The following is a 22,333-nucleotide window of genomic DNA, read 5'->3' on the forward strand; positions in this document are numbered from 1 at the left end:
GGAGAGGCCGCGCAATTGCGGGAATGGGGTAGGGTAGTGTGGTGGCGTTTCAACTGCGCGGCCCTGGCATATCCGGTTTCTCTGTCCTGCCTGTTTCCCTTTTTTCCTTCCTTTCCGTTGGGATGTTGGTGGCTCCTTCGACAGTTCCGGGCACCGCGGGGTCTGAACCGCGGCGTGTAACATGCCAGCTTCCGCCTGCCCGCGAACGTCTCGCGAAACACTCCGGCGACGGAGGCGACGTTGATTATGTGAGCCGGCCGAAAGACGTGGACGATCTTTGCCTATTTTCTGCATAAGCCTTTGAATAATTTGAACGGCACATGCGTTTCCATCCCCGTTGCATAGGGCTTCCATCACTGGAATGTGAGCCGTTTTGTATCAATTTGTTGCCGTTTGTGAATGAACCTTTCAGGGGGCGTTCATCGTTTGGGACCCACGATAGCAGCGTAGATTTCGTAAGTTCGACGCCGAAAGGAGAATGTTATGAAGAAGATCATCATCAGTGCACTGGCCCTCGTGATGGCCTCCGCAATCCCGACCCTGTCCCAGGCACAGACCTGGCGCAGCGAGGCACGCGAACATCGTCAGGAACACCGGGTGTATCGCGGCGCCGTTCGTGGCGAACTGACCCCGCGCGAAATGCGCAATCTCGCCCGTCAGCAGCATCGGATCGACCGTGCCAAGTCGCGCGCTGCTCGTGATGGCTATGTGACCCGCCGCGAGCGCGAGAAGGTCGAACGTATGCAGAACCGCGCTTCGCGCAACATCTATCGCAAGACCCATAACGGCCGCACAATGTATTGATAGCGGCCGAAACGACGGCCCGAGAAGCGGCTAAGTCTAGGCAGGAAATCATCGGGGGCGGCCTTAGCGGGCCGCCCCGATCCGTTTGCAGGTCTCGATCCCAGAGATGCCGGCATCTTGCCAAAAGCCGTGCTCCGGGACATCCTCCATACGCACTTGTCGGCAAAAATTCTCCATTTGAACGCACCCGACAAGCACGATCATGGCGTCGATGCCGCAATCCCGGGAGGAGGATCCATGAGCTTCGAATATCTGCTGACAGCCTTCATCATCTGCCTTTCGCCCGGCATCGGCGTCGTCTACACGCTGTCCTCGGCCATGGGCGGCGGCTTCAAAGCCGGGTTCTGGGCCTCGGTCGGCTGCACCATCGCCACCGTGCTACATCTCGCCGTTGCCATGGCGGGACTTGCGGCCATCCTGCACACGAGCGCGGTCCTGTTTCAGACAATCAAGTTCGCCGGCGTCGCCTATCTTCTCTGGATGGCCTGGGCGGTGTTGAGCGACCGTGGCGGCCTCTCTATCCGCCCGAGCGCGCGGAAGTCGGCGGGCAAACTTGTCCGGAGCGGCATCCTCCTCAATATCCTAAATCCCAAGCTGCCGCTGTTCTTCGTCGCATTCATCCCGCAATTCGTTCCGGCTGGCAGCCCGGTCGGACTGCTGGTCGAACTTGGCCTCAGCTTCACCGCCATGACCTTCTTCGTTTTCCTTGGTTATGCCGCGGTTGCGGCCACCGGCCGCCAGTATCTGCTGCAGAGCGAGACGGCGATGAACTGGCTGCGCCGCGCCTTCGCCGCCTCGTTCGCGGCTCTGGGCCTGAAGCTCGCGACGGAGGGTACACGGTAGGGCGGGCCCGTCCGTGACTGCTCCGTACCGTGAGACGGGTCAGGGTTGTGCGGATAGGTGCTTCTGCAGGAAGGCAAGCGCTTTGCTGTTCAGCTCTTCATGAAACTCGGCGCGGTCGAAGCCTGGTGCATCGGTGCACAGTTCCGGCAGGCTTTTCGCCAATGCGGCGGGGCAGACGGTCAGGAAGGCGAAATGGCCGGAGCCGGGCACGGCATGATGCTCCGGAGGGAGGCGAGGTTGCCGGCGATCCCGGCAATATCCTTCGGTGACACGCCATCGCCGCCTCGCTCGGAACTCCAGAGCTGTATCGGAGCGGTGATCGACCGCACGCTCTCCCTTGTCGGAAAGACGCTGCTCAGCGGGTCGGCAATGACGAAAGCCTTGATGCGCGGGTCGCGGGTCAGCGTCTCGGTGGGCACAAGGGCCGGATCTATCGGCTTGCAGTCTTCGCCTGTCGGATCGGCGCAGCGGTTGCGCAATTGCCGGAAATCGGGTTCGGCGCCGGCAAGTACCAGTCCCGTATAGCCGCCCCGCGAAAATCCGAAGAAGCCGATGCGTTTCGGATCAATCTTCGCCGCGTCAGAGGATGGTCCAAGCATGAAATCGATAACGCGCTTGATATCTTCAGGGCGGTTCGTAAGCGCTTCCAGGCTGCGACCCTTCTCTGCGCTGAAGGCGGAATCGTCTGGATGGTTCAGCGCCGCGACGACGAAGCCGGCATCGGCAAACGCCTCCGCCGTGTCGTGATGGCTGAGATTGGTGCCTCGAAAGCCGTGCGAGAGAACGATGAGTGGCAGCTTGTCGCCCGCAATAGGGCAACCGCGCACTGCCGGAAGCATGAACGGGCCGAGTTCGATGGTCTCTGGCGGCCTTGCACAGGGCGTCCATTCGGCCACCTTGATTGCCGCTCCACCCGCAGAGGCGGGTATTTCGAAGATCTTCAATCCGGCCGCATGAACGAAAGTCGTGACGGAAGTCAGCGCGGCTGCAAGCGCGAGCGTCCGAATAAACATTCAAAACCGTCCTTAAAATCTATGGCTGAAGGGAATGTTTGAGAATATCGAAAGTTGAAAGCACGACATTTGCGAAAAACACGGTTGTTGTCCAGCCCATGGCCGCCGATCGCCGCGATGCGCCCGCTTCGATAAGGTTCGGCTGGAAAAATCTCGCACTCGAAGACGAGTGGCATGAATTCATGGCGCATCGCAAAGCGCCGCCTTTCCTCAGAGACGTTGGGAAAGTCCAAGGCGATCGAGAGTATCATCCTGACGATTGACAGCACGGGCGCGTGACCGCACCCAGTGGCTAGCCGGCTGGCCGCTGCAGCAGCAGTGCGATGCTTTCCCTTACTCGCTCGGCAAAATAGCGATCCGTCTCGGACTGTGGAGCAAGTCCTGCAAGATAGGCTTCGATATCTGCGGTGATGCGATCGCGCAGCGCGGGATCGGCCGCACTCGCCTGTTCGACAAGAGCGCGCATGACGGCCCGCTGGGCGGCCCTGCCGGCACTGTCGGAAAGCTCGCGTTGTTCCTCCTTGTCCAAGGCAATGTCGCTCCTGCCTGCGCTTTCGCTCGCGTCGAGACCTTCCCAATAATGGGCGGAAATTCTTCTCCCGGCGCGAAGCAAATGCGCGGCCCGTTTCGGATCGCCGCCCTTGCTCGTTTGCATGTCCGCGCCGCACTGATGCAGAAACAGGAGATGGAGCGCGACCGAAGCCGAATAGCCTTCCCTCATCCTGATCGGTTCGACGCTGGCCGATCTAAGTTCCGCTGCGGTGTTTTGGTCGGCCTCTTCGCATGCCTTGAGAATGGAAGCCATCAGGGCCCTTTCGTTTCGTCTCAATATTTCGGATACGCGGTCCTGAGATGAAGCCGGCAGTTGTTCATTCATCGGATCTGTCTCCTGCTGTCTTTTGCAAAAGCCGAAGCGGGGAAGGATGTTCCCCGCTCTTTCGTCTCATCTCACGCAGCATGTCGAGGGTGTTGCGCCCCTTGACGGAGTTTGCGGGTGATCCGCGTTCATCAGTCGCCGCGCCTTCTTCTGATCTCGCGTAGCATACGGAGGTTTTCACGGGCCTGCTCGGCGTTGATGAGTGCCTTTTCCTGGTTCATGAGCTGCTCGCGGTCGCGCCGATGCTGCTGCATGTACATGCAATCGTCGTAATATCTGTCGTGGGAGCATCTGCGTCTGTCGTCATAACGGTCTTCTCCGGCCGTCGTGCAACCTGCCAGCGTCAGGGTGACCAGAACGCTTCCGAAGATGGATGTCGTGGCTTTCGCCAGTGGTTTGGTCGGTGTCATTGTCATATCTTCATTCTCCTCTTCATCGGGTTCACTTCCCCGGCGTCGTCTCCAGGCCGGTCCAGTAGGCGGCGAAGGCCCACATATCGGCATGCTGGGCGATGACCTTGTTGATCGGCATGCCGGCGCCGTGGCCGGCCCGCGTCTCGATGCGCACCAAGCGCGGTTTCGGACCGAGATCGGCGGCCTGCAGCGCGGCGATGTATTTGAACGTGTGGGCAGGCACGACCCGGTCGTCGGCATCGGCCGTCGTTGCCAGGATTGCCGGATAATCCGTGCCCTGCCGGATCGTGTGGTAGGGCGAATAGGTCATGAGGTTGCGGAAGTGCCGTTCTTCTGATGGGCTGCCGAACTCGCCTTTCCACAATCCGCCGCCGGTGAACTGGTCGTAGCGCAGCATGTCCGTGACCGCGACGCCCGGCAGCGCCACGTCGAACAGCTCCGGACGCTGGTTGGTGACGGCACTGACCAGAAGGCCGCCGTTGGACTCGCCCTGGATGGCCAGTCCGTCTTTCGAGGTGATGCCCATCCGCTTCAGGAACTCGGCGGCGGCGATGAAGTCGTCGAAGGAGTTCTGCTTGTTTTCGAGCTGGCCGGCGCGGTGCCAGGCCCTGCCATATTCCCCTCCGCCGCGGATGTTGGCGACGGCCAGCACGCCCCCTGTTCCACCCAGGCAAGCTGGACGGGATTGTAGATGGGGATCTGGCTGAGGCCGAAGCCGCCATAACCATAAAGCAGGGTCGGTGCCGCGGAGGTGACATCCTTGCGACGGATCAGGAACAGTGGCACCTCGGTGCCGTCCTTCGAGCGATAGAAGCGCTGCTCGACATGAATGCTGTTGAGATTGATCGGCACCTTCGGCTCTGCCCACGGTGTGACGGCTTTGGAGGCGAGATCGTAGTGATAGATCGCTATCGGCGCGTCGTAGCTGGTGAAGACGAAGAAGGCTTCGCGGGCGTCGCCTTCCAGAAATCGGGCGCTCCCGACGCCTGGCAGATCGACGGTACCGTCCGGCTGTCCATCGAGCGTGAAGCGGCGGATCTCCGTCTTGACGTCGATCTGGTAGCTCGCCAGCAGCGTGTCGCCGGCAAGGACCACGGCGTCCAGCACCGCACCATCGGCGGCCTCGGAGACGATCTCCTGCGGCTTCGGGTTTTCCTCGGCAAGATCCAGGGAGACGATGCGCACGCGCTCGGCCTGGTGGGTCGTCGCAAGGATCAGCGTGCTGCCGTCATTGCCGATGACGGACCACGCGGAATCCATGTCCGCCACGACCGTCCGGGGCGTCCAGTCGCTGGCCTCGAGATCGATGACTGTCAGAGTGCTTTCACTCGTGCCCGGCGTCGAAGAAATGGTGAGGTAGCGACCACCGGAGACCCGGTCCGCTCCATGAAGCAGTTCGGGTCGATCAGGTGTCGAGTAGATCAGGCGATCCTCGGCCTGCGCCGTGCCCAGCTTGTGGAAGTAGACGGCGTGATTGGCGACGACCGATCCTCTGCTTGAGCCCTTCGCGGGTTTCGGCATGCGGGAATAGAAGAAGCCGGACCCGTCGGGCGCCCATGAAATGCGGGTGAATCGCGCGCCGTCGAGTGCGTCATCAAGTTCCTTGCCGCTTTGGACATCGAGCACCTTGATGCTTCGCCAGTCGGTGCCGCCTTCCTGTACGCCGAAGGCCACGTAGCGGGCGTCATCGGACACGCTCCAGTCCGTCAGCGAGTCGGCACCGTCGTCAGACCACGTGTTGGGATCGATGAGAACACGGCTTTCGCCGAAAACGCCGTCACGCATATGGAGCGAGGGCTGGTTCTCATTCCCCTTGATGACATTGAAGAAATAGCGGTCTCCCCGCTTCCGGGGCACGGTGTAACGATCGTAATCGAGCAGTTCCGTTATCCGTTTGTGGAACCGGTCCCGGTCGGGAAGGGCGTCCAGATGCTTCTGCGTGACCGCATTCTGCGCCTCGATCCAGGCCGCCACGGCGCGATCGTCCGGTGCATCATTCTCGAGCCAGCGGTATGAATCCACGACGGTCCGGCCGAAATGCTCTTCGGTGACGTCGATACGCTCGGTCGTCGGATAGGTGATCTTCTGCAAATTATCCTCCATTGGCTGGGCGGACACGTTGTGAATCTGGAGAAAAAGGAGATGGCAATTGCGACAGGTATTCTCATGGGCAACCCCGGTGGGAATGGATTGGGGATGAAAGGCTGAGTGCTTTGGCATGAATGTAGCGAATAATGGCACTTAGTGTCATTATTGTGATGCGTACTTACGCAAGGCGCGCTTGATTGGCGGATTTGAGCCTTAAATTAATGTCATTAAGCGCCATATAAGGCGCAGAATTCGTGATTTGGAGACGCAGATGAGCAGGACGATCCGGGACGGGGCGCATATCGAAGTGGCACGAAGTGCTGCGCGTCTGTTTCTGGAAAAGGGTGTCGCAGGCACGAGCGGCGACGAGATCGCCGAGGCGGCGGGCATATCGAAGCGCACCCTGTGGCGCTATTTCCGCAGCAAGGAAAGCTGCGTCGAACCGCTCTTCGCACTGACCTCGCAGCGCTTCGCCGCACGGCTGGCCAACTGGCCGTTCGATATCTCGGTCGAGCGGTTCCTGGAGATCAATTACGACTTCAGCAAGATGGAAAAGCAGGAGCTGCAGGACAGCGCCTTGGTCGTGCACCTGATCGCCAGGCTGGAGGAGGAGCCCGCCCTGCTCGAAGCCTGGTTCATGTCGACCCGCATGACGGAGGAACTGATGGCTGGCGTCATCGCCTCCCGCCTAGATCTGTCACCGAAGGACTTCGAGGTGCAGCTTTGCGCGGCGACAGTCGCCGCCGCGATGCGCATCATCGACGAGACCGTCAGCCGGGGAGCGGTGAAATACGGACAGGTGCCGACAGTCGCGGAAATCAACGACCGGCTGGCCCAGGCCATCCGTCGCGCCAGCACCCTGCCATTCTGCGACCCGGTGACGCCGCGGGGGCGATAAGCGGAGCAAAACAAAAAGGGCGGTCCGAAGACCGCCCTTTCCGTAACCTGAACCGGATGGCTCAGATGTGAGACCCGAAGGTCTTACATCATGTCCATGCCGCCCATGCCGCCCATGCCGCCAGGCATGCCACCGGCCGGAGCGTCCTTCTTCGGCAGCTCGGCGATCATGGCTTCCGTGGTGATCAGCAGCGAAGCAACCGAGGCTGCGTTCTGCAGAGCCGTACGGACGACTTTGACCGGGTCGACGATGCCCATGGCGATCATGTCGCCATATTCGGACGTCTGGGCGTTGTAGCCGTAGTTGTCTTCGTTCTTCTCGAGGATCTTGCCGACCACGATCGAAGCTTCGTCACCGGCGTTGTCGGCGATCTGGCGAACCAGGGCCTGCAGGGCGCGGCGGATGATGTTGATGCCAGCTTCCTGGTCGTCATTCTCACCCTTGACGGTGATCTTGGAAGCCGAACGGAGCAGGGCAACGCCACCGCCCGGTACGATGCCTTCCTGAACGGCCGCGCGGGTCGCGTTCAGAGCGTCGTCGATGCGGTCCTTGCGTTCCTTGACTTCGATTTCGGTCGAGCCACCAACGCGGATGACGGCAACGCCGCCAGCGAGCTTGGCAAGACGTTCCTGCAGCTTTTCGCGGTCGTAGTCCGAAGTGGTTTCTTCGATCTGCGCCTTGATCTGGGCTACGCGGCCTTCGATGTCAGCCTTCTGGCCGGCGCCGTCGACGATCGTCGTGTTTTCCTTGGAGATCGAAACCTTCTTGGAACGGCCGAGCATGTCGAGGGTGACGTTTTCGAGCTTGATGCCGAGGTCTTCGGAAATGACGGTGCCGCCCGTGAGGATGGCGATGTCTTCCAGCATGGCCTTGCGGCGATCGCCGAAGCCCGGAGCCTTGACGGCAGCGATCTTCAGGCCGCCACGCAGCTTGTTGACGACGAGCGTTGCAAGAGCTTCGCCTTCGACGTCTTCAGCGATGATAACGAGCGGCTTGCCGGTCTGAACGACAGCTTCGAGAACCGGCAGCATGGCCTGGAGGTTCGAGAGCTTCTTTTCGTGCAGGAGGATGAATGCGTCTTCGAGGTCCGCGATCATCTTTTCCGGGTTGGTCACGAAGTAGGGCGACAGGTAGCCGCGGTCGAACTGCATGCCTTCGACGACTTCGAGTTCGGTTTCGGCGGTCTTGGCTTCTTCGACGGTGATGACGCCTTCGTTGCCGACCTTCTGCATGGCTTCGGCAATGTCGTTACCGACCTGCTTGTCGCCGTTTGCGGAGATCGTGCCGACCTGGGCAACTTCAGCCGAGGTGGAGATCTTCTTGGCCTTTGCCTGCAGGTCCTTGACGACTTCTGCAACCGCGAGATCGACGCCGCGCTTCAGGTCCATCGGGTTCATGCCGGCAGCAACGGCCTTGGCGCCTTCGCGAACGATCGCACGGGCCAGAACGGTTGCAGTCGTGGTGCCGTCGCCGGCGATGTCGTTGGTCTTCGAAGCGACTTCGCGGACCATCTGGGCGCCCATGTTCTCGAACTTGTCGTCAAGTTCGATTTCCTTGGCGACCGATACGCCGTCCTTGGTGATGCGCGGAGCGCCGAAGGACTTGTCGATTACGACGTTGCGACCCTTCGGGCCGAGGGTGACCTGTACTGCGTCAGCGAGGATATCGACGCCGCGCAGCATCTTTTCGCGCGCAGAGCGGCCGAATTTTACTTCTTTAGCTGCCATTTTGATAACTCCAGATAAGAGGTGTCAGCGAATTACGAAAAAGGCGTTGCCGGCAATCAGCCGATAACGCCCATGATGTCGGATTCCTTCATGATCAGAAGGTCTTCGCCGTTAAGCTTGACTTCCGTGCCGGACCACTTGCCGAACAGGACGCGGTCGCCGACCTTGACGTCGAGAGCAACGAGTGCGCCCTTGTCGTCGCGTGCGCCAGAACCGACGGCGATGATTTCGCCTTCAGCCGGCTTTTCCTTGGCGGTGTCCGGGATGATGATGCCACCCTTGGTCTTTTCTTCAGACTCGACGCGCTTTACGACAACGCGATCGTGCAGGGGGCGGAAAGTTGTGCTTGCCATTGTCTAATCCCTCGATCAAATGACATGGACAGGTCTCGGAAGAGACCCGCGGATCTCGTTTGGCACTCGTCTATCGAGAGTGCTAACGGAGCCCGAGATAAGGGTGGCCACTGGTCGAGTCAAGAACGGGCCCGAAAATTTCGTTGCCGCTCTGCAGCATCAAGCAAAACAGGATTAACGGGACCGATGGCCAGCCTGTGTGTTGCTCGGGCGAGCGGCTTTTCGCACCGGACTTTGGTATAAGCATGGCACGCCGCCGCCGGGACCGTCATACGACCTTTACATGACATTTTTAATGGGGCCAGTTCCGGGTGTTGAACCCGCATCGGGGAGGTGTGAATGGCGGCGATGGATCGTGGGGGCGAGGAGAGCGGGGCGACGCCCACACTGGCCGAACTAACGTCCGTCTTTGCCCGTATCGGCTGTCTAAGCTTCGGCGGTCCGGCGGCGCAGATCGCCATGATGCATCGGGCCGTGGTGGAGGAAAAACGCTGGATCTCCGAGGCGCGATTTCTCCATGCGCTGAATTACTGCATGCTTCTGCCGGGGCCGGAAGCCCAGCAGCTCGCCACCTATATCGGCTGGCTCCTGCACGGCACGCGCGGCGGCATCATTTCCGGCCTGCTCTTCGTCGTGCCGGGTCTCATCGTCATCACCGCGCTTTCTGCCGCCTACGTGCTCTATCAGGAGACGACATGGCTTGCCGGCCTGTTCTTCGGCCTGAAGGCGGCCGTGCTTGCGATTGTCGTCGAGGCGGTCATCCGCCTAGGCAGGAAGACGCTGAAAAGCGGCTTTCTCTGTCTTGTCGCCGCTGCGGCCTTCGCGGCGCTGTTTCTGTTTTCCGTGCCTTTTCCGATCGTTGTGCTGGCGGCGGCGATTGCGGGTCTTGTCAATGTCCGGCGCGCAGGTGTTTCGACCGCTCCCGCCGACATGGCGGAAGTTCCGGCAAAGCCTCCGGCGGGCAGGGCGATTGCCACGCTGATCGGCTGGCTTATCGTCTGGCAATTGCCGCTTGCGGTTCTCTGGATAGTCTCCGCACCCGATGCGCTGTCCAGCCTCTTCGTCTTTTTCTCCAAGATGGCGGTGGTGACCTTCGGTGGCGCCTATGCGGTGCTGGCCTATGTCGCGCAGGTGGGCGTCGAGCAATATGGCTGGCTGAAGCCCGGTGAAATGCTGGACGGACTGGCGCTGGCGGAAACCACGCCGGGCCCTTTGGTGCTTGTCCTCTCCTTCGTCGGTTTCGTGACCGGGTTTCGTGAGGCTTTCGGGATGTCAGGCGGCATTGTCGGGGCGCTTCTGGTCGCCTGGGCAACCTTCGTGCCGAGCTTCATCTTCATCTTTGCCGGAGCGCCCTATGTCGAACGGATGCGGGGGAACCGCGCGCTGTCAGGCGCGCTCTCGGCGATTACGGCCGCTGTCGTCGGCGTCATCCTCAACCTCGCGATCTGGTTCGGACTGCATGTCCTCTTCCGCGAGGTGCGGCCGACGGAACTGGTGCCGGCGATCGGCCTGGGTCTGCCGTTGCCCGTCTTGTCGAGCCTTGATCCCGTTGCCGCAATTCTCTTTGCGGGATCGGCCTTCATGCTCTTCGTAATGAAGGCCGGCATGGTGCCCGTGCTCGCCACGAGCGCCATTGCCGGCTTGGCTGTCAGGCTTTTGCTCGGCTAGCGCCGCGCCATCACGCCGGCTTCCTTGCTGCCCGACCGATGGCCCTCCGGCAGCCTATGCTGCAGCTTATGGGTCTTCGAGGCATAGAAGGCCTGTTCGACATATTTCTGCGACAGCATGGCGAGCGGGATGGCGGTCGCAAAGGTCAGGACGGACAGCGTGCCGAAATAGACCGGCTGGCTGAGGCCCTGGTGGTTCAAGAGATACATCCAGCAATAGAGCGGCACCATGTGCAATAGGTAGAGCGAGTAGGAGATCGTGCCGAGGAAGGTCATGGCCGGCTTCTGCAGGAAACGCGTGACCGGGTCCTTCGACTGGCGCTGGTCGCGGATCAAAACGGCAAAGCCGAAGACGAAGATCCAGCCGCCGATCGCCAGATCGATCACGCCGACGAGGACGGCGGCGGCGATGACGGTGACCGGATTGACGAAGCGCCGGTCCTGCCACTTGCGTTTCCAGAGATAGTAGCTCGCGATGCCTGCGGCGAAATAGAGCGCGTAATAGACCAGGAACGAAGCGTTCGGATAGAAGCGCAGCTTCCACATCACGGCGAGGCTGGCGACAACGAACAGTACGCGCAGCCAGCGCAGCGGCTGGTGCAGGAAGAAGAACACGATCGGCGCGATCAGATAGAACTGGAACTCGGTCGAGACATTCCAGCCCTGACCGAGAAAGGCGTAGGAGCCGAATTTCAGCCAGCCTTCCGGGATCAGCCCGTGGATCAGCGTCGCATGAGCGATCAAATGCAGCGGCCAGTTGAGAAAGCTCTCGTCGAGTATCTTCAGGCGCCCGGCATTGCGGATGCTTTCGAAGTCGGCTTGCGCCACGGCCTGGTAGGCGATGCCGGCGGTCAGGATCGACAGCACGAAGGCCAGCATGAAGGCCGGATAGATGCGCAGGATGCGGCGCTTGAGGTAGGTGCCGTAGCTTTCATGCGATGCGGACATCATCATGAAGATCACGAAACCGCTCATGATGCAGAAGATCTGCACCCTTATCTTCTCGTTGAAAAGCGCCTGGAGAGGTCCGAGATCCCTCCGGCTCGATACCGGATGCGGGAAGCAGGTGTACGACGACAACCCAGACGGCGAGCAGGCCACGAAGACCTTCAAGCTGGTCGATCCTTTTCATCGATCGGCTCCTCGTTCGAGTGAGCCAGCCCCACGTCAATTAAACATTTCGCACGTACGATCACAACATGGTGCGTTGCAGAAATGTGAAGTTTTGGTCTCAGGCACGGCTCTCCGCCGCCTTTCACCGACGATCCTCTTGTAATCCCGCCAATGGTTTGCGATGTGACCGGGACAATTGTGACAAGGAACCAGGCATGGCAAAGCGCATCCAGAATTTGAGCGAAGTGATCGGCGGCTACGACGTCGTTCTGTCGGATGTCTGGGGCGTTGTGCACAATGGCGTCGAAGCTTTCCCGCATTCCTGCAAGGCTCTTGCCGGCGCCCGCGAGGCCGGCGCGACCGTGGTGCTGATCACCAATTCGCCGCGGCCTGCCCCCGGCGTGATCGAGCAGATGAAGGTGCTCGGCGTGCCGGACGGCACCTATGACCGCATCGTCACCTCCGGCGACGTGACCCGCCATCTGGTCGCCGAAGGCCCGAAGAAGGTTTTTCTGCTCGGCCCCGAGCGCGACCTCAACTTCTTCGACGGTCTCGATGTCGAGATCGTGTCGAAGGAAGAGGCCGAAGCAATCGTCTGCACCGGCTTCTTCGACGACGAGAAGGAAGTGCCGGAGGATTATACCGACATGCTGACCGCTTGGGTGAAGCGTGACGTGCCGCTGATCTGCGCCAACCCCGATCTCATCGTCGAGCGGGGTCACAAGATGATCCCCTGCGCCGGCGCGGTTGCCGCCTATTACGAACAGCTCGGCGGCAAGACCCGCGTGGCCGGCAAGCCGCACAAGCCGATCTATGACGAGGCGCTGGCGATTGCCCGCGAGGCGCGCGGGGAGTTTGACAAGGCGAGGGTGCTCGCGATCGGTGACGGCATGCCGACCGATGTCCGCGGTGCGCTTTCGCAAGACCTCGACCTGCTTTATATCAGCGACGGCATCCATGTCGCGGAGTACACGGCAAACGGCCAGACCGACGAGGCGATCCTCCAGGCCTGGCTGAAATCCGAAAACGCGGCGCCGAAATTCTGGATGCCCCGACTGGCCTAACGGAATTGATCGGAATGACCGTATTCCACCGCAACGAGAAGAAGGAGCCGCTGCCGGACGCGCTGAAGGGCGGCGTCGTGGCGATCGGCAATTTCGACGGCGTCCATCGCGGCCATCGGAGCGTCTTGGAACGGGCGCTGGAACTGGCGGAAGAACGCGGGGTCCCGGCGCTTGTCCTGACTTTCGAGCCCCACCCGCGCACCGTCTTCAAGCCCGATCAGCCGGTTTTCCGGCTGACGCCGGCGCCGCTGAAGGCGCGGCTTCTCGAGGCGATGGGTTTCCGGTCGGTGATCGAATATCCGTTCGACCGCGACTTCGCGACCCGTTCGGCGGAGGAGTTCGTCAGGACGATCCTGGTCGACTGGCTCGGCGCCAGCGCCGTCGTTACCGGCTTCGACTTCCATTTCGGCAAGGGCAGGAAGGCGGCCCGGCCTTCCTCATGGCATCCGGCGAGCGCCACGGCTTTTCCGTCTCGCTGGTCGATGCCTTCCGCGACGAGAATGCCGAGGTAATCTCGTCAAGCCGCATCCGCGAGATGCTGGCCGAAGGCGATGTCGCCTCAGCCGCCGGCCCGCTCGGCTATCGCTACACGGTCGAGGCAGAAGTCATCGACGGCGAAAAGCTCGGCCGCCAGCTCGGTTATCCCACCGCCAACATGCGGCTCGCGCCGGAGGCGGAGCTGAAGCCCGGCATCTACGCTGTGCGCTTCCGCCGCCCGAATGGCGAGCTTTATGACGGCGTTGCCAGCTACGGCCGCCGTCCGACGGTCACGGATGATGGTATCCGCCTGCTTGAAACCTATCTTTTCGATTTTTCCGGCTCGCTCTATGGCGAGGTCTGCTCAGTCTCCTTCTTCGGCCATCTGCGCGACGAACTGAAATTCGACGGACTGGAGCCGCTGGTAGCGCAGATCAAGCGCGACGAGGAAGAGGCAAGGGCGCTGCTTACGGGCGTGAAGCCGATCGGGGAACTGGATATGAAGGTGGCGTTCTAGGCGTTACTCCGCTTCGGGTGGCCAGCTACGTGCGGTATGCACGATCATCAATATCCAGATGGTATCGCCTTCGACTTCATAGACGATGCGATAGCTTTCATGCGGGATCAGCTCCCGCGTTCCTGCGATAGCTCCGGGTCTTCCCAGAAGCGGTAAATCTTTGAGGCGGGCGATCGCTGCGACGAAAAGCTCATCGATCCTCGCCGCTGCACGCGGATCGCGGGATTCGATATAGTCGAATATCCGGGCACGGTCCTGTCTCGCAGCCGGCGCCCAGCGGATGTTCATTGCGTCTAGCGGCGCCCGCTAGAAATCGCAGTGCGTTTCTCGGCAAATTCCCGCTCTACCTCTTCGTCACTCAAAGTATCGCCTGAGGCGATCTGAGATCGGGCGAGGTCCGCCTTTCTTTGCAGGAAGGCTACATAGTCCGGATTGGATTCCTGCTGGCCGACAAAATCGCGCATCATATCGCGGATGATTTGCGAGGCGGGCCTATGCGACGCCTTTGCCGCTGCCATGAACGCATCATGGAGTTCCACATCGACCTGCAATGTGAGTATCGCGTCCTTGCTCATGGCCATATCCTCTGCCGGAAGATATACACTTGATGCGGAGTTGCAGCAATATTGCGATGACGGCCCTAAACAAGCTAGGCGTCAGCCGGTCGGCGGCTGGATACGAAAATCACGCCCCCATATGCAAGCAATGGAGAATGATCCCATGGCAACGACCCCGCGCAGGCCTGCAAACCCGATGGATGCCGCCGAAGCGCTGTTCAAGCCGGCGAAGAAGCCAGCCGCTGCTCCGGCGGTCGAGAAGCGCGCGCTGCCCGAGACGAAGGAACTCGTGTCGCTGAAACTCGACAGCAAGGTGCTTGAATATTTCCAGGAAGACGGCCCCGGCTGGCAGGACCGCATCAACGATGCGCTGCGGGCGGTGATTGCTGCGAATCCAAAGGATTGAATGAGAGGTATCCGAAGCCTAACGCAGGCTTAGTGGGAACCGCGAGGCATCATCATTCCATGGGTCGAAGATTGCCGCGCCAGATAATCGGACATCTTTGATATTGCGGGTAGCCAGATAAAGATCGTTCTCGATCGCAGTCGCCGCGAAAAGCGTGTCTATCACCGGCGGTGCATGACCGGCGTCGCGCTTCACGCGACCCGAGATCTCCCCCATCGACGGACGACGGTATTTTCCAGCGAAAGGGTTCGTCCACCAAACCTGTCTTCAAGAGCATTCCGGGCGGCGATATGGCGGTAGCGGTTTTCATCTTCGGAGGGCAGGTTTTCGATGCCCTTGTCATATTCGGCAAGCGTAAGAATGCTGATGAAAAACGTCTCTTCGTTTTGGCCCGCGGCCCAGCGCTTGACTGACGGCGCACCATTCGGGTTGATCAGCGCCGAGATGACGTTGGTATCGAGCAGCCAGCCGATCACAGTTCGACATCCCGGCCACGATCATCGCTTCTCTCAATGTCCAGCGTGTCGAGACCAAGGCTCTCCATAAACTCAACGAAGGGCTTTTGCGGCGCCGGCTTGCTCAGCCGTTCCAGTTCCTCTGTGCTGATGATGACCACGCTATCCTTGCCGCGCACCGTAACATGCTGAGGACCTTCACTCCGCGCTCGTCGCACCACCTCGGAAAAGCGTGCCTTCGCATCCTCAAGCTTCCAACTGTTTTGTTCACTTTTGCGCGGCATGGCGTTTCCTGACTGGTCAGATAGTCAGATATAGTTTTCATCATGCAATGAGTCCAGCAGGCATCTCGGTTTTGCCCCTTCCTTTCCATCCCAAAAACCCGTAATAACCGCGTCCATGACAGATTTCCGGTCGGCTCAGATCTCGGCTAGGATCATCGAGAAGATGATCATACGAATTATCGGCCCGGCTTTCCGCGCTGCTTGATCAAGCTGCGGGAAGGTCCGGGATTTTGGCGCTTCAAGAAAACCGCGCCTCCGCCACCGAATTTTCAATCCGCATTGCGCCCCGATCGGCGCCAAGAGACGATTGCCCGACCCCATGACAAATACGCCTGATACTGCTGAAAAGCTCGACTACTCGAAGACCCTTTATCTGCCGGAGACCGAATTCCCGATGCGCGCCGGCCTGCCGCAGAAGGAGCCGGAAACTGTTGCCCGCTGGCAGCAGATGGATCTCTACAAGAAGCTTCGCGCTTCCGCCGCCGGCCGCGAAAAATTCGTTCTGCACGACGGCCCTCCCTATGCCAACGGCAACATTCATATCGGCCATGCGCTGAACAAGATCCTCAAGGACGTCATCACCCGCTCGTTCCAGATGCGCGGCTACGATAGCAACTACGTTCCGGGCTGGGATTGCCACGGCCTGCCGATCGAGTGGAAGATCGAGGAAGAGAATTATCGCGCCAAGGGCAAGGCGAAGCCTGACCTGAAGCAGCCCGACGCGATGATCGAATTCCGCAAGGAATGCCGCGCCTATGCCGAAAAGTGGATCAAGATCCAGGGCGACGAATTCAAGCGCCTCGGCATCGTCGGCGATTTCGACAATCCCTATCTGACGATGAATTTCCACGCGGAAAGCCGTATCGCCGGTGAGCTGCTGAAGATCGCCATGAGCGGCCAGCTGTATCGCGGCTCCAAGCCGATCATGTGGTCGGTCGTCGAACGCACAGCGCTGGCTGAGGCTGAGGTCGAGTACCACGACTACGAGAGCGACACGATCTGGGTGAAGTTCCCGGTCGTAGGGGGCTGACAATCTGGCCGATGCCCACGTTGTCATCTGGACCACCACCCCGTGGACCATCCCCGGCAACCGTGCCATAGCCTATTCGCCAAAAGTCGCTTACGGCCTTTATGAAGTGACCGCTGCCGAAAACGACTTTGGCCCGCGTCCGGGCGAAAAGCTGATCTTTGCCGATGCGTTGGCCGACGAGATCGTTCAAAAAGTCGAAGCTCGAATACAAGCGTCTGGCTTCCGTTTCCGCTGACGATCTGGCATCGATGACGGCTGCCCACCCCTCAAGGGCCTCGGTGGCGGCTACGAATTCGCCGTTCCGCTTCTCGCCGGTGATCACGTTACCGATGATGCCGGTACGGGTTTCGTTCACACCGCTCCCTCCCACGGCCGCGAAGACTTCGAGGCATGGATGTCTTCGGTGAAGGAACTGGAAGCCAAGGGCATCGACACCCGCATCCCGTTCCCGGTCGATGATGGCGGCACCTATACCGCCGATGCTTCCGGTTTCGAGGGTGGCCGCGTCATGGACGACAACGGTAAGAAGGGCGATGCCAATGATCGCGTCATCAAGGCGCTGATCGAGCGCAATGCGCTGTTTGCCCGTGGCCGCCTGAAGCACCAGTATCCGCATTCCTGGCGTTCCAAGAAGCCGATCATCTTCCGCAACACGCCGCAATGGTTCGTCTATATGGACAAGGACCTGAAGGACGGCACGACGCTGCGCACCCGTGCGCTTTCGGCGATCGACGACACCCGCTTCGTTCCCGCTGGCGGCCAGAACCGCCTGCGCGCCATGATCGAGCAGCGCCCGGATTGGGTTCTGTCGCGTCAGCGCGCGTGGGGCGTCCCGATCTGCGTCTTTGCCGATGAGGAAGGCAATGTCCTGCAGGACGAAGAGGTCAATGCCCGCATTCTCGAAGCCTTCGACGCCGAAGGTGCGGATGCCTGGTTCGCGGCCGGCGCCAAGGAGCGTTTCCTCGGCAACAAGCACGATACGGCCAAGTGGACGCAGGTCATGGACATCCTCGATGTCTGGTTCGACTCGGGCTCCACCCACACCTTCACGCTGGAAGACCGTCCGGACCTGAAATGGCCGGCCGATGTCTATCTGGAAGGCTCTGACCAGCATCGTGGCTGGTTCCATTCCTCGCTTCTGGAATCGGCTGCCACCCGCGGCCGCGCGCCCTATGACACGGTCGTCACCCATGGCTTCACCATGGATGAGAAGGGCCAGAAGATGTCGAAGTCGCTCGGCAACGTCGTGTCCCCGCAGGACGTGATGAAGGATGCCGGCGCCGATATCCTGCGTCTCTGGGTCATGACCACCGACTATTGGGAAGATCAGCGCCTCGGCAAGACGATCATCCAGACGAATGTCGATGCCTATCGCAAGCTGCGCAACACCATCCGCTGGATGCTCGGCACGCTGGCGCACGACGAAGGTGAAGAGATCGCCTACGCCGAACTGCCGGAACTCGAAAAGCTGATGCTGCACCGCCTGTCCGAACTGGATAAGGTCGTGCGCGAAGGTTATGACGCGTTCGAGTTCAAGAAGATCGCCCGCGCGCTGATCGATTTCTGCAATATCGAACTGTCGGCCTTCTATTTCGACATCCGAAAGGATGCGCTCTATTGCGACGCGCCGTCATCGCTGCGCCGCCGCGCTGCCTTGGCCGTCATCCGAAAAATCTTCGAATGCACGGTCACCTGGCTTGCGCCGATGCTGCCGTTCACGACGGAAGAAGCCTGGCTGTCGCTGAAGCCGGATGCGGTGTCCGTCCATCTGGAACAGTTCCCGGCAATTCCGGCCGAGTGGAAGAACGAGGCTGTTGCCGAGAAGTGGGCGAAGATCCGCAAGGTTCGCTCAGTGGTGACGGGCGCTCTCGAAATCGAGCGCAAGGACAAGCGCATCGGTTCGTCGCTGGAAGCGGCCCCAGTCGTTTATGTCGCGGATGCGGAACTGATGAAGGCACTGGAAGGTCTCGAATTCGAGGAAACCTGCATCACCTCCGCCATCACGATCACGTCAGGGAGGGCCCGGAAGCGGCCTTCCGTTTGGCCGAAGTGGCGGGTGTGGCCGTCGAGCCGAAACTGGCGGAAGGCACCAAATGCGCCCGTTCCTGGCGGGTGACGACCGATGTCGGCTCTGATCCGGCATGGCCGGATGTCTCGGCGCGTGATGCCGCGGCACTGACCGAGCTGGCGAAGCTCGGCCGGATCTAAACCTCGGGAATACTGCCGGATGATTGCGCTTGAGCGCTTCATCCGGTATTCCTGCCTGAAATTGGCCGGATTTATACGTCAGGTCGACAATAATAGTCTCTGAGGCGTCGAGGCGGGCGCTTGTGGTAGGGGTTTGATGGAAACGACAAAAGCGTTGAGCATGGCCATGACTGCGGCCGGCATTCTGGCTGCGACCGTGGCTCTCTCCGGCTGCATGGGTCCGACTTACGGCACAGACAAGCCTGCAATGGCGCAGCTCGGTGACGACCTCGGTGCCGCAGTCGCGCTCGGCAGCACCCGTGACGAGGAAAAGGCGAAGATCCGCTATAATCCGCGTCCGCAATTGGTCGTCGCAGGCCAGCAGCAGGCCGGCAATCTGCCCGCGCCGCAGCAGTCGCTCGCCAATCGCGAAAACAATCCGAACTGGGTCGAGTCTCCGGAAGAAACCCGTGCGCGCCTGCGCCAGGAAGCCGAGGACAACGAGAAAAACCAGAATTACCGTTCGCCGCTTCTGACGGGCCGCGGCCAGGCGGGCCAGCTGACGGAAACGGAAAAGTGGGAAGCCTTCCGTCAAGCCAAGGCGAATGCCGAGACCACCGACGTGACGGCGCGCCGCCGTTCGCTGTCAGAGCCGCCGGCGGAATATCGCTCGGCCGATGCGGGCACCTTGAGCGATCTCGGCGAGCCCGAGAGCAAGAAGGAAGCGCGCCGCAAGAAGGAAGCCCAGGCTGCCGGCACCGGCGGTTCTTCCTGGTGGAAGCCGTTCCAGTAAGTCTCAGCCTGCCGGGCCTTATTTTTCCCGCCGTTCGCGAAAGAAGTTGGTGAGCAGCTCGGCGGCGTCCTGTTCGCCGATGCCGGAATAGACATCCGGCGCATGGTGGCAGGTCGGTTGCGAAAAGAACCGCACGCCGCTTTCCACCGCACCACCCTTCGGATCGTTCGCGCCGTAATAAAGCCGGCGGATACGGGCAAAGGAAATGGCGCCGGCGCACATGGTGCAGGGTTCCAGCGTCACATACAGATCGGCCCCGCCGAGCCGTTCCGCGCCGAGCTTTTCGGCGGCCTCGCGAATGACGGCGATTTCGGCATGGGCGGTCACGTCATTGTCGGCACGGGTGCGGTTCCCCGAACGGGCGACGATGACGCCGTCAATGACCAGAACGGCGCCGACCGGAACCTCTCCGCGTGCCGCCGCATTCCTGGCTTCTGTCAGGGCGGCATCCATGAAGCCGTCACTCTTAGGCATTTCAGCGATTTCCTCTTAACCCGGATCGCATGAACTGGTAGGAAGCATCCAACACGAAGCGCGCTATGCGGGCGTGCATCTTCTAGTCAACACGAACACGGATGTCCGGCACAGTCCGTCGACATCATGCTTCAGGCAAACAACAAATGAATTCAAAAGACAAGCCGAAGCGCGGCGAAGCCAAGCCCTTCGTTCGCGAAACCAAGCCCAGAGCGGAAGGCAAGACTGCATCTAAGCCGGGTGCCAAGTCTGCTGTAAAGTCGTCCGCGCCGGCAAAGACCCGCGCCAAGGCGGACGCTGCGCCGAAGAAGCAGGTGCGCTCCGCCAAGCGTGAGGAATTCGCGGCCGACGCAGGCTCGACGGCCGGTGACGGCAAGCCCGAGCGCATTTCCAAGATACTCGCCCGCGCCGGCGTGGCGTCGCGCCGCGACATCGAGCGGATGATCCTCGACGGCCGCGTCACCCTGAACGGCAAGGTTCTCGACACGCCGGTCATCAACGTGACGCTGGACGACAAGATCGAAGTCGATGGCGTGCCGATCCGCGGCATCGAGCGCACGCGCTTGTGGCTCTACCACAAGCCCGGCGGCTTGGTGACGACCAATTCCGATCCGGAAGGCCGTCCCACCGTGTTCGACAACCTGCCGGAAGGTCTGCCGCGGGTTCTTTCGATCGGTCGCCTCGACATCAATACCGAAGGCCTGCTGCTGCTGACCAATGACGGCGGCCTGTCTCGGACGCTCGAACTGCCGACCACCGGCTGGTTGCGCCGCTACCGCGTGCGCGCCCATGGCGAGGTCGATCAGGAAGCACTCGACAAGCTGAAGGACGGTATTGCCGTCGACGGCGTTCTCTACGGTTCGATCGAGGCGACGCTCGACCGCAGCCAGGGCCGCAACGTCTGGATCACCATGGGCCTGCGCGAAGGCAAGAACCGCGAGATCAAGAACGTGCTCGGCGCCCTCGGCCTTGAGGTCAACCGCCTGATCCGCATCTCCTACGGTCCGTTCCAGCTCGGCGATCTGCCGGAAGGCGAGGCGCTGGAAGTGCGCGGCCGCACCCTGCGCGACCAGCTCGGCCCGCGCCTCATCGATGAGGCGAAGGCGAATTTCGAAGCGCCGCTCTATAACGAGCGCGGCGCTGAGGACGACAAGCCTCAGCGTGCCGAAAAGGCAGAGCGCGGCTGGGCCGGCGATCGTGGCGATCGCGTCAATGATCGGGGAGCGACCGAGGTGGCGCCAGGGGGATGACCGCGGAGATCGCCGCGAGCGTGCACTCGGCCGTCTCGACACCAAGCGGGACGACCGCAAGTTCGGCGGCAAGCCCGCGGGCAAGTTCGGCGACAAGGCACGCGATCGCGACTTCGGCGATGAGAAACCGAAGAAGCGTACGCCGATGGGTACCAGCCGCACGACCAATGTCTGGATGGCACCCGGCGCGCGCCCGACCACCGATGACAGGGGACGCAAGACCTCGGCCCGTGCCGAGGCGGAACAGCTGTTCAAAAAGCCGACGCCCGAAAATGACCGCCGCGTCGTGGTCAATCGTACGGCCGACGAGGATGGCGACTGGATCCGCGCAGACGGCCCGGACAAGTCCGACAAGGGCGGCTTTGGCGGCAAGCGGGGTTTTGGAGATCGTGAAGGCCGTGGCGATCGCGGTGATCGCGGATTTGGCGACAAACCGAGAGGCGAGCGCAGCTTCGGTGATCGCAAGCCCCGCGAAGATGGCGACCGCCCCGCGCGCTTCTCCGGAGAGGGACGCTCCGAGCGTTCGCGTGGAGAAGGTAATTTCCGTGACCGCCCGCGTGGTGATGGCCCCCGTGGTGACAGGCCCCGCGGCGATCGTCCCTATGGCGACAAGCCCAGAGGTGAGCGGTCTTCCGGCGAGCGGTCATTTGGTGACCGCAAGCCGCGTCAGGATGGTGATCGTCCGGCCCGATCGTTCGGCGGCGAGGGACGTTCGGAACGTCCCCGTGGCGAAGGTCGCAGTGAACGTCCGTTCTCCGATCGTCCGTCGCGTGGCGACCGTCCCGCACGGGACGACAACAGGGGCGAGCGCAGCTTTGGCGATCGTCCGGCCCGGGGCGACAAGCCATTTGGTGGAAAACCGTCCGGCGGTAAGCCTGGATTTGGCGGCAAGCCCGGTGGATCGAAAGGTTTCGGCGGCAAGCCCGGCGGCGGCGGTTCGCGTGGCGGTGCCGGTGGCGGCAAGCCCGGTGGTCGCCCGGCTGGCGGCGGTGGAAGGCCCGGAGGGCGTCCTGCCGGCAAGCCGCGCACGCCGAGGGGCTGAT

The 22,333-nt window shown here is 61.3% G+C and carries 23 protein-coding genes and 3 pseudogenes; 12 read left to right on the forward strand and 14 right to left on the reverse strand.

Annotated features, from left to right (window positions below):
• Positions 1-483 precede the first annotated feature (483 nt).
• Together N7E02_RS19665 and N7E02_RS19670 are read left to right on the forward strand one after the other, a co-directional pair.
• Positions 484-804: a hypothetical protein gene (locus N7E02_RS19665; protein WP_092998007.1), complete on the forward strand. Its 321-nt coding sequence runs from the start codon at positions 484-486 to the stop codon at positions 802-804.
• A 237-nt stretch (positions 805-1,041) separates the two neighbouring features.
• On the forward strand, positions 1,042-1,647 hold the full coding sequence (locus N7E02_RS19670; protein ID WP_286579311.1) for a LysE family translocator: 606 nt from the start codon (positions 1,042-1,044) through the stop codon (positions 1,645-1,647).
• Positions 1,648-1,686: 39 nt separating this feature from the next.
• Here the strand turns inward: N7E02_RS19670 and N7E02_RS19675 are convergent, their stop codons facing one another.
• Both N7E02_RS19675 and N7E02_RS19680 read right to left on the reverse strand, forming a co-directional pair.
• Positions 1,687-1,857 carry a hypothetical protein gene (locus tag N7E02_RS19675; protein ID WP_286579312.1) on the reverse strand — a complete coding sequence of 57 codons (171 nt, stop codon included), beginning with the start codon at positions 1,855-1,857 and terminating at the stop codon, positions 1,687-1,689.
• Positions 1,827-2,660, reverse strand: a complete 834-nt coding sequence (locus tag N7E02_RS19680; RefSeq protein WP_286579313.1) for an alpha/beta hydrolase family protein — start codon at positions 2,658-2,660, stop codon at positions 1,827-1,829. Before N7E02_RS19680 ends, N7E02_RS19675 begins: the two co-directional genes overlap by 31 nt.
• 38 nt (positions 2,661-2,698) lie before the next feature.
• On the opposite strand from N7E02_RS19680, the gene N7E02_RS19685 reads away from it, so the two are divergent.
• Complete coding sequence (locus N7E02_RS19685) at positions 2,699-2,923, forward strand: hypothetical protein (RefSeq protein ID WP_286579314.1); 225 nt, start codon at positions 2,699-2,701, stop codon at positions 2,921-2,923.
• Positions 2,924-2,952: 29 nt separating this feature from the next.
• Here the strand turns inward: N7E02_RS19685 and N7E02_RS19690 are convergent, their stop codons facing one another.
• The 4 genes from N7E02_RS19690 to N7E02_RS19705 form a co-directional block, all read right to left on the reverse strand.
• On the reverse strand, positions 2,953-3,465 hold the full coding sequence (locus tag N7E02_RS19690) for a hypothetical protein (protein WP_286579315.1): 513 nt from the start codon (positions 3,463-3,465) through the stop codon (positions 2,953-2,955).
• Between the two features lie 203 nt (positions 3,466-3,668).
• On the reverse strand, positions 3,669-3,953 hold the full coding sequence (locus N7E02_RS19695; RefSeq protein WP_286579316.1) for a hypothetical protein: 285 nt from the start codon (positions 3,951-3,953) through the stop codon (positions 3,669-3,671).
• Between the two features lie 25 nt (positions 3,954-3,978).
• Positions 3,979-4,599 carry a prolyl oligopeptidase family serine peptidase gene (locus N7E02_RS19700; RefSeq protein ID WP_286583943.1) on the reverse strand — a complete coding sequence of 207 codons (621 nt, stop codon included), beginning with the start codon at positions 4,597-4,599 and terminating at the stop codon, positions 3,979-3,981.
• Positions 4,482-6,041 (reverse strand): prolyl oligopeptidase family protein, encoded by a 1,560-nt coding sequence (locus N7E02_RS19705; protein ID WP_286579317.1) that lies wholly within the window; start codon positions 6,039-6,041, stop codon positions 4,482-4,484. Before N7E02_RS19705 ends, N7E02_RS19700 begins: the two co-directional genes overlap by 118 nt.
• Positions 6,042-6,309: 268 nt before the next feature.
• Between N7E02_RS19705 and N7E02_RS19710 the strand changes: the two genes are divergently transcribed.
• The gene (locus tag N7E02_RS19710) at positions 6,310-6,936 is read left to right on the forward strand and encodes a TetR/AcrR family transcriptional regulator (protein WP_286579318.1); all 627 of its coding nucleotides are present in this window, start codon (positions 6,310-6,312) and stop codon (positions 6,934-6,936) included.
• 83 nt (positions 6,937-7,019) lie between these two features.
• Here N7E02_RS19710 and groL read toward each other — a convergent pair whose 3' ends face one another.
• Both groL and groES read right to left on the reverse strand, forming a co-directional pair.
• Positions 7,020-8,663, reverse strand: coding sequence for a chaperonin GroEL (gene groL, locus N7E02_RS19715; RefSeq protein ID WP_286579319.1), 1,644 nt, complete (start codon positions 8,661-8,663; stop codon positions 7,020-7,022).
• 56 nt (positions 8,664-8,719) lie between these two features.
• Positions 8,720-9,016: a co-chaperone GroES gene (groES, locus tag N7E02_RS19720; protein WP_092997992.1), complete on the reverse strand. Its 297-nt coding sequence runs from the start codon at positions 9,014-9,016 to the stop codon at positions 8,720-8,722.
• A gap of 339 nt (positions 9,017-9,355) precedes the next feature.
• On the opposite strand from groES, the gene chrA reads away from it, so the two are divergent.
• Complete coding sequence (gene chrA, locus N7E02_RS19725) at positions 9,356-10,684, forward strand: chromate efflux transporter (RefSeq protein ID WP_374730644.1); 1,329 nt, start codon at positions 9,356-9,358, stop codon at positions 10,682-10,684.
• On the opposite strand, the gene N7E02_RS19730 is transcribed toward chrA, so the two are convergent.
• On the reverse strand, positions 10,681-11,796 hold the full coding sequence (locus tag N7E02_RS19730; protein WP_286579320.1) for an acyltransferase family protein: 1,116 nt from the start codon (positions 11,794-11,796) through the stop codon (positions 10,681-10,683). The genes chrA and N7E02_RS19730 overlap by 4 nt on opposite strands.
• A gap of 215 nt (positions 11,797-12,011) precedes the next feature.
• Between N7E02_RS19730 and N7E02_RS19735 the strand changes: the two genes are divergently transcribed.
• Together N7E02_RS19735 and N7E02_RS19740 are read left to right on the forward strand one after the other, a co-directional pair.
• Positions 12,012-12,860 carry a TIGR01459 family HAD-type hydrolase gene (locus N7E02_RS19735; RefSeq protein ID WP_286579321.1) on the forward strand — a complete coding sequence of 283 codons (849 nt, stop codon included), beginning with the start codon at positions 12,012-12,014 and terminating at the stop codon, positions 12,858-12,860.
• A gap of 14 nt (positions 12,861-12,874) precedes the next feature.
• A pseudogene (locus N7E02_RS19740) lies at positions 12,875-13,854 on the forward strand (bifunctional riboflavin kinase/FAD synthetase).
• Positions 13,855-13,857: 3 nt separating this feature from the next.
• Here the strand turns inward: N7E02_RS19740 and N7E02_RS19745 are convergent.
• On the reverse strand, positions 13,858-14,142 hold the full coding sequence (locus tag N7E02_RS19745; RefSeq protein WP_286579322.1) for a type II toxin-antitoxin system RelE/ParE family toxin: 285 nt from the start codon (positions 14,140-14,142) through the stop codon (positions 13,858-13,860).
• Positions 14,143-14,147: 5 nt separating this feature from the next.
• Complete coding sequence (locus tag N7E02_RS19750; protein ID WP_286579323.1) at positions 14,148-14,429, reverse strand: antitoxin of toxin-antitoxin stability system; 282 nt, start codon at positions 14,427-14,429, stop codon at positions 14,148-14,150.
• Between the two features lie 145 nt (positions 14,430-14,574).
• On the opposite strand from N7E02_RS19750, the gene N7E02_RS19755 reads away from it, so the two are divergent.
• A complete protein-coding gene (locus tag N7E02_RS19755; protein WP_286579324.1) occupies positions 14,575-14,817 on the forward strand; it encodes a BrnA antitoxin family protein in 243 nt (80 codons plus the stop codon).
• A gap of 18 nt (positions 14,818-14,835) precedes the next feature.
• Here N7E02_RS19755 and N7E02_RS19760 read toward each other — a convergent pair.
• Positions 14,836-15,293, reverse strand: a pseudogene (locus N7E02_RS19760) (type II toxin-antitoxin system VapC family toxin).
• A complete protein-coding gene (locus N7E02_RS19765) occupies positions 15,290-15,556 on the reverse strand; it encodes a type II toxin-antitoxin system Phd/YefM family antitoxin (RefSeq protein WP_286579325.1) in 267 nt (88 codons plus the stop codon). Before N7E02_RS19765 ends, N7E02_RS19760 begins: the two are co-directional and overlap by 4 nt.
• A 319-nt stretch (positions 15,557-15,875) precedes the next feature.
• Here N7E02_RS19765 and ileS point away from each other — a divergent pair.
• A pseudogene (gene ileS, locus N7E02_RS29815) lies at positions 15,876-18,794 on the forward strand (isoleucine--tRNA ligase).
• Between the two features lie 136 nt (positions 18,795-18,930).
• The gene (locus tag N7E02_RS19785) at positions 18,931-19,566 is read left to right on the forward strand and encodes a hypothetical protein (protein WP_374730645.1); all 636 of its coding nucleotides are present in this window, start codon (positions 18,931-18,933) and stop codon (positions 19,564-19,566) included.
• An 18-nt stretch (positions 19,567-19,584) separates the two neighbouring features.
• On the opposite strand, the gene N7E02_RS19790 is transcribed toward N7E02_RS19785, so the two are convergent.
• On the reverse strand, positions 19,585-20,040 hold the full coding sequence (locus tag N7E02_RS19790; protein ID WP_286579328.1) for a nucleoside deaminase: 456 nt from the start codon (positions 20,038-20,040) through the stop codon (positions 19,585-19,587).
• A gap of 146 nt (positions 20,041-20,186) precedes the next feature.
• On the opposite strand from N7E02_RS19790, the gene N7E02_RS30220 reads away from it, so the two are divergent.
• Together N7E02_RS30220 and N7E02_RS30225 are read left to right on the forward strand one after the other, a co-directional pair.
• Positions 20,187-21,290 (forward strand): pseudouridine synthase, encoded by a 1,104-nt coding sequence (locus tag N7E02_RS30220; RefSeq protein ID WP_353622829.1) that lies wholly within the window; start codon positions 20,187-20,189, stop codon positions 21,288-21,290.
• Complete coding sequence (locus N7E02_RS30225) at positions 21,238-22,332, forward strand: hypothetical protein (RefSeq protein WP_353622830.1); 1,095 nt, start codon at positions 21,238-21,240, stop codon at positions 22,330-22,332. The genes N7E02_RS30220 and N7E02_RS30225 overlap by 53 nt, the downstream gene beginning before the upstream one ends.
• Position 22,333 lies beyond the last annotated feature (1 nt).

The organism is Terrirhizobium terrae, assembly GCF_030323265.1.
Taxonomy (GTDB): Bacteria; Pseudomonadota; Alphaproteobacteria; order Rhizobiales; family Rhizobiaceae; genus Neorhizobium.

What these genes read in the sequence shown, in the direction of transcription:
- N7E02_RS19665 (WP_092998007.1), top strand. Translation starts at nt 484, where the DNA reads ATGAAGAAGATCATCATCAGTGCACTGGCCCTCGTGATGGCCTCCGCA.
- N7E02_RS19670 (WP_286579311.1), top strand. Translation starts at nt 1,042, where the DNA reads ATGAGCTTCGAATATCTGCTGACAGCCTTCATCATCTGCCTTTCGCCC.
- N7E02_RS19680 (WP_286579313.1), bottom strand. Translation starts at nt 2,660, where the DNA reads ATGTTTATTCGGACGCTCGCGCTTGCAGCCGCGCTGACTTCCGTCACG.
- N7E02_RS19690 (WP_286579315.1), bottom strand. Translation starts at nt 3,465, where the DNA reads ATGGCTTCCATTCTCAAGGCATGCGAAGAGGCCGACCAAAACACCGCA.
- N7E02_RS19695 (WP_286579316.1), bottom strand. Translation starts at nt 3,953, where the DNA reads ATGACAATGACACCGACCAAACCACTGGCGAAAGCCACGACATCCATC.
- N7E02_RS19710 (WP_286579318.1), top strand. Translation starts at nt 6,310, where the DNA reads ATGAGCAGGACGATCCGGGACGGGGCGCATATCGAAGTGGCACGAAGT.
- groL (WP_286579319.1), bottom strand. Translation starts at nt 8,663, where the DNA reads ATGGCAGCTAAAGAAGTAAAATTCGGCCGCTCTGCGCGCGAAAAGATG.
- groES (WP_092997992.1), bottom strand. Translation starts at nt 9,016, where the DNA reads ATGGCAAGCACAACTTTCCGCCCCCTGCACGATCGCGTTGTCGTAAAG.
- chrA (WP_374730644.1), top strand. Translation starts at nt 9,356, where the DNA reads ATGGCGGCGATGGATCGTGGGGGCGAGGAGAGCGGGGCGACGCCCACA.
- N7E02_RS19735 (WP_286579321.1), top strand. Translation starts at nt 12,012, where the DNA reads ATGGCAAAGCGCATCCAGAATTTGAGCGAAGTGATCGGCGGCTACGAC.
- N7E02_RS19745 (WP_286579322.1), bottom strand. Translation starts at nt 14,142, where the DNA reads ATGAACATCCGCTGGGCGCCGGCTGCGAGACAGGACCGTGCCCGGATA.
- N7E02_RS19750 (WP_286579323.1), bottom strand. Translation starts at nt 14,429, where the DNA reads ATGAGCAAGGACGCGATACTCACATTGCAGGTCGATGTGGAACTCCAT.
- N7E02_RS19755 (WP_286579324.1), top strand. Translation starts at nt 14,575, where the DNA reads ATGGCAACGACCCCGCGCAGGCCTGCAAACCCGATGGATGCCGCCGAA.
- N7E02_RS19765 (WP_286579325.1), bottom strand. Translation starts at nt 15,556, where the DNA reads ATGCCGCGCAAAAGTGAACAAAACAGTTGGAAGCTTGAGGATGCGAAG.
- N7E02_RS19785 (WP_374730645.1), top strand. Translation starts at nt 18,931, where the DNA reads ATGGAAACGACAAAAGCGTTGAGCATGGCCATGACTGCGGCCGGCATT.
- N7E02_RS19790 (WP_286579328.1), bottom strand. Translation starts at nt 20,040, where the DNA reads ATGCCTAAGAGTGACGGCTTCATGGATGCCGCCCTGACAGAAGCCAGG.
- N7E02_RS30220 (WP_353622829.1), top strand. Translation starts at nt 20,187, where the DNA reads ATGAATTCAAAAGACAAGCCGAAGCGCGGCGAAGCCAAGCCCTTCGTT.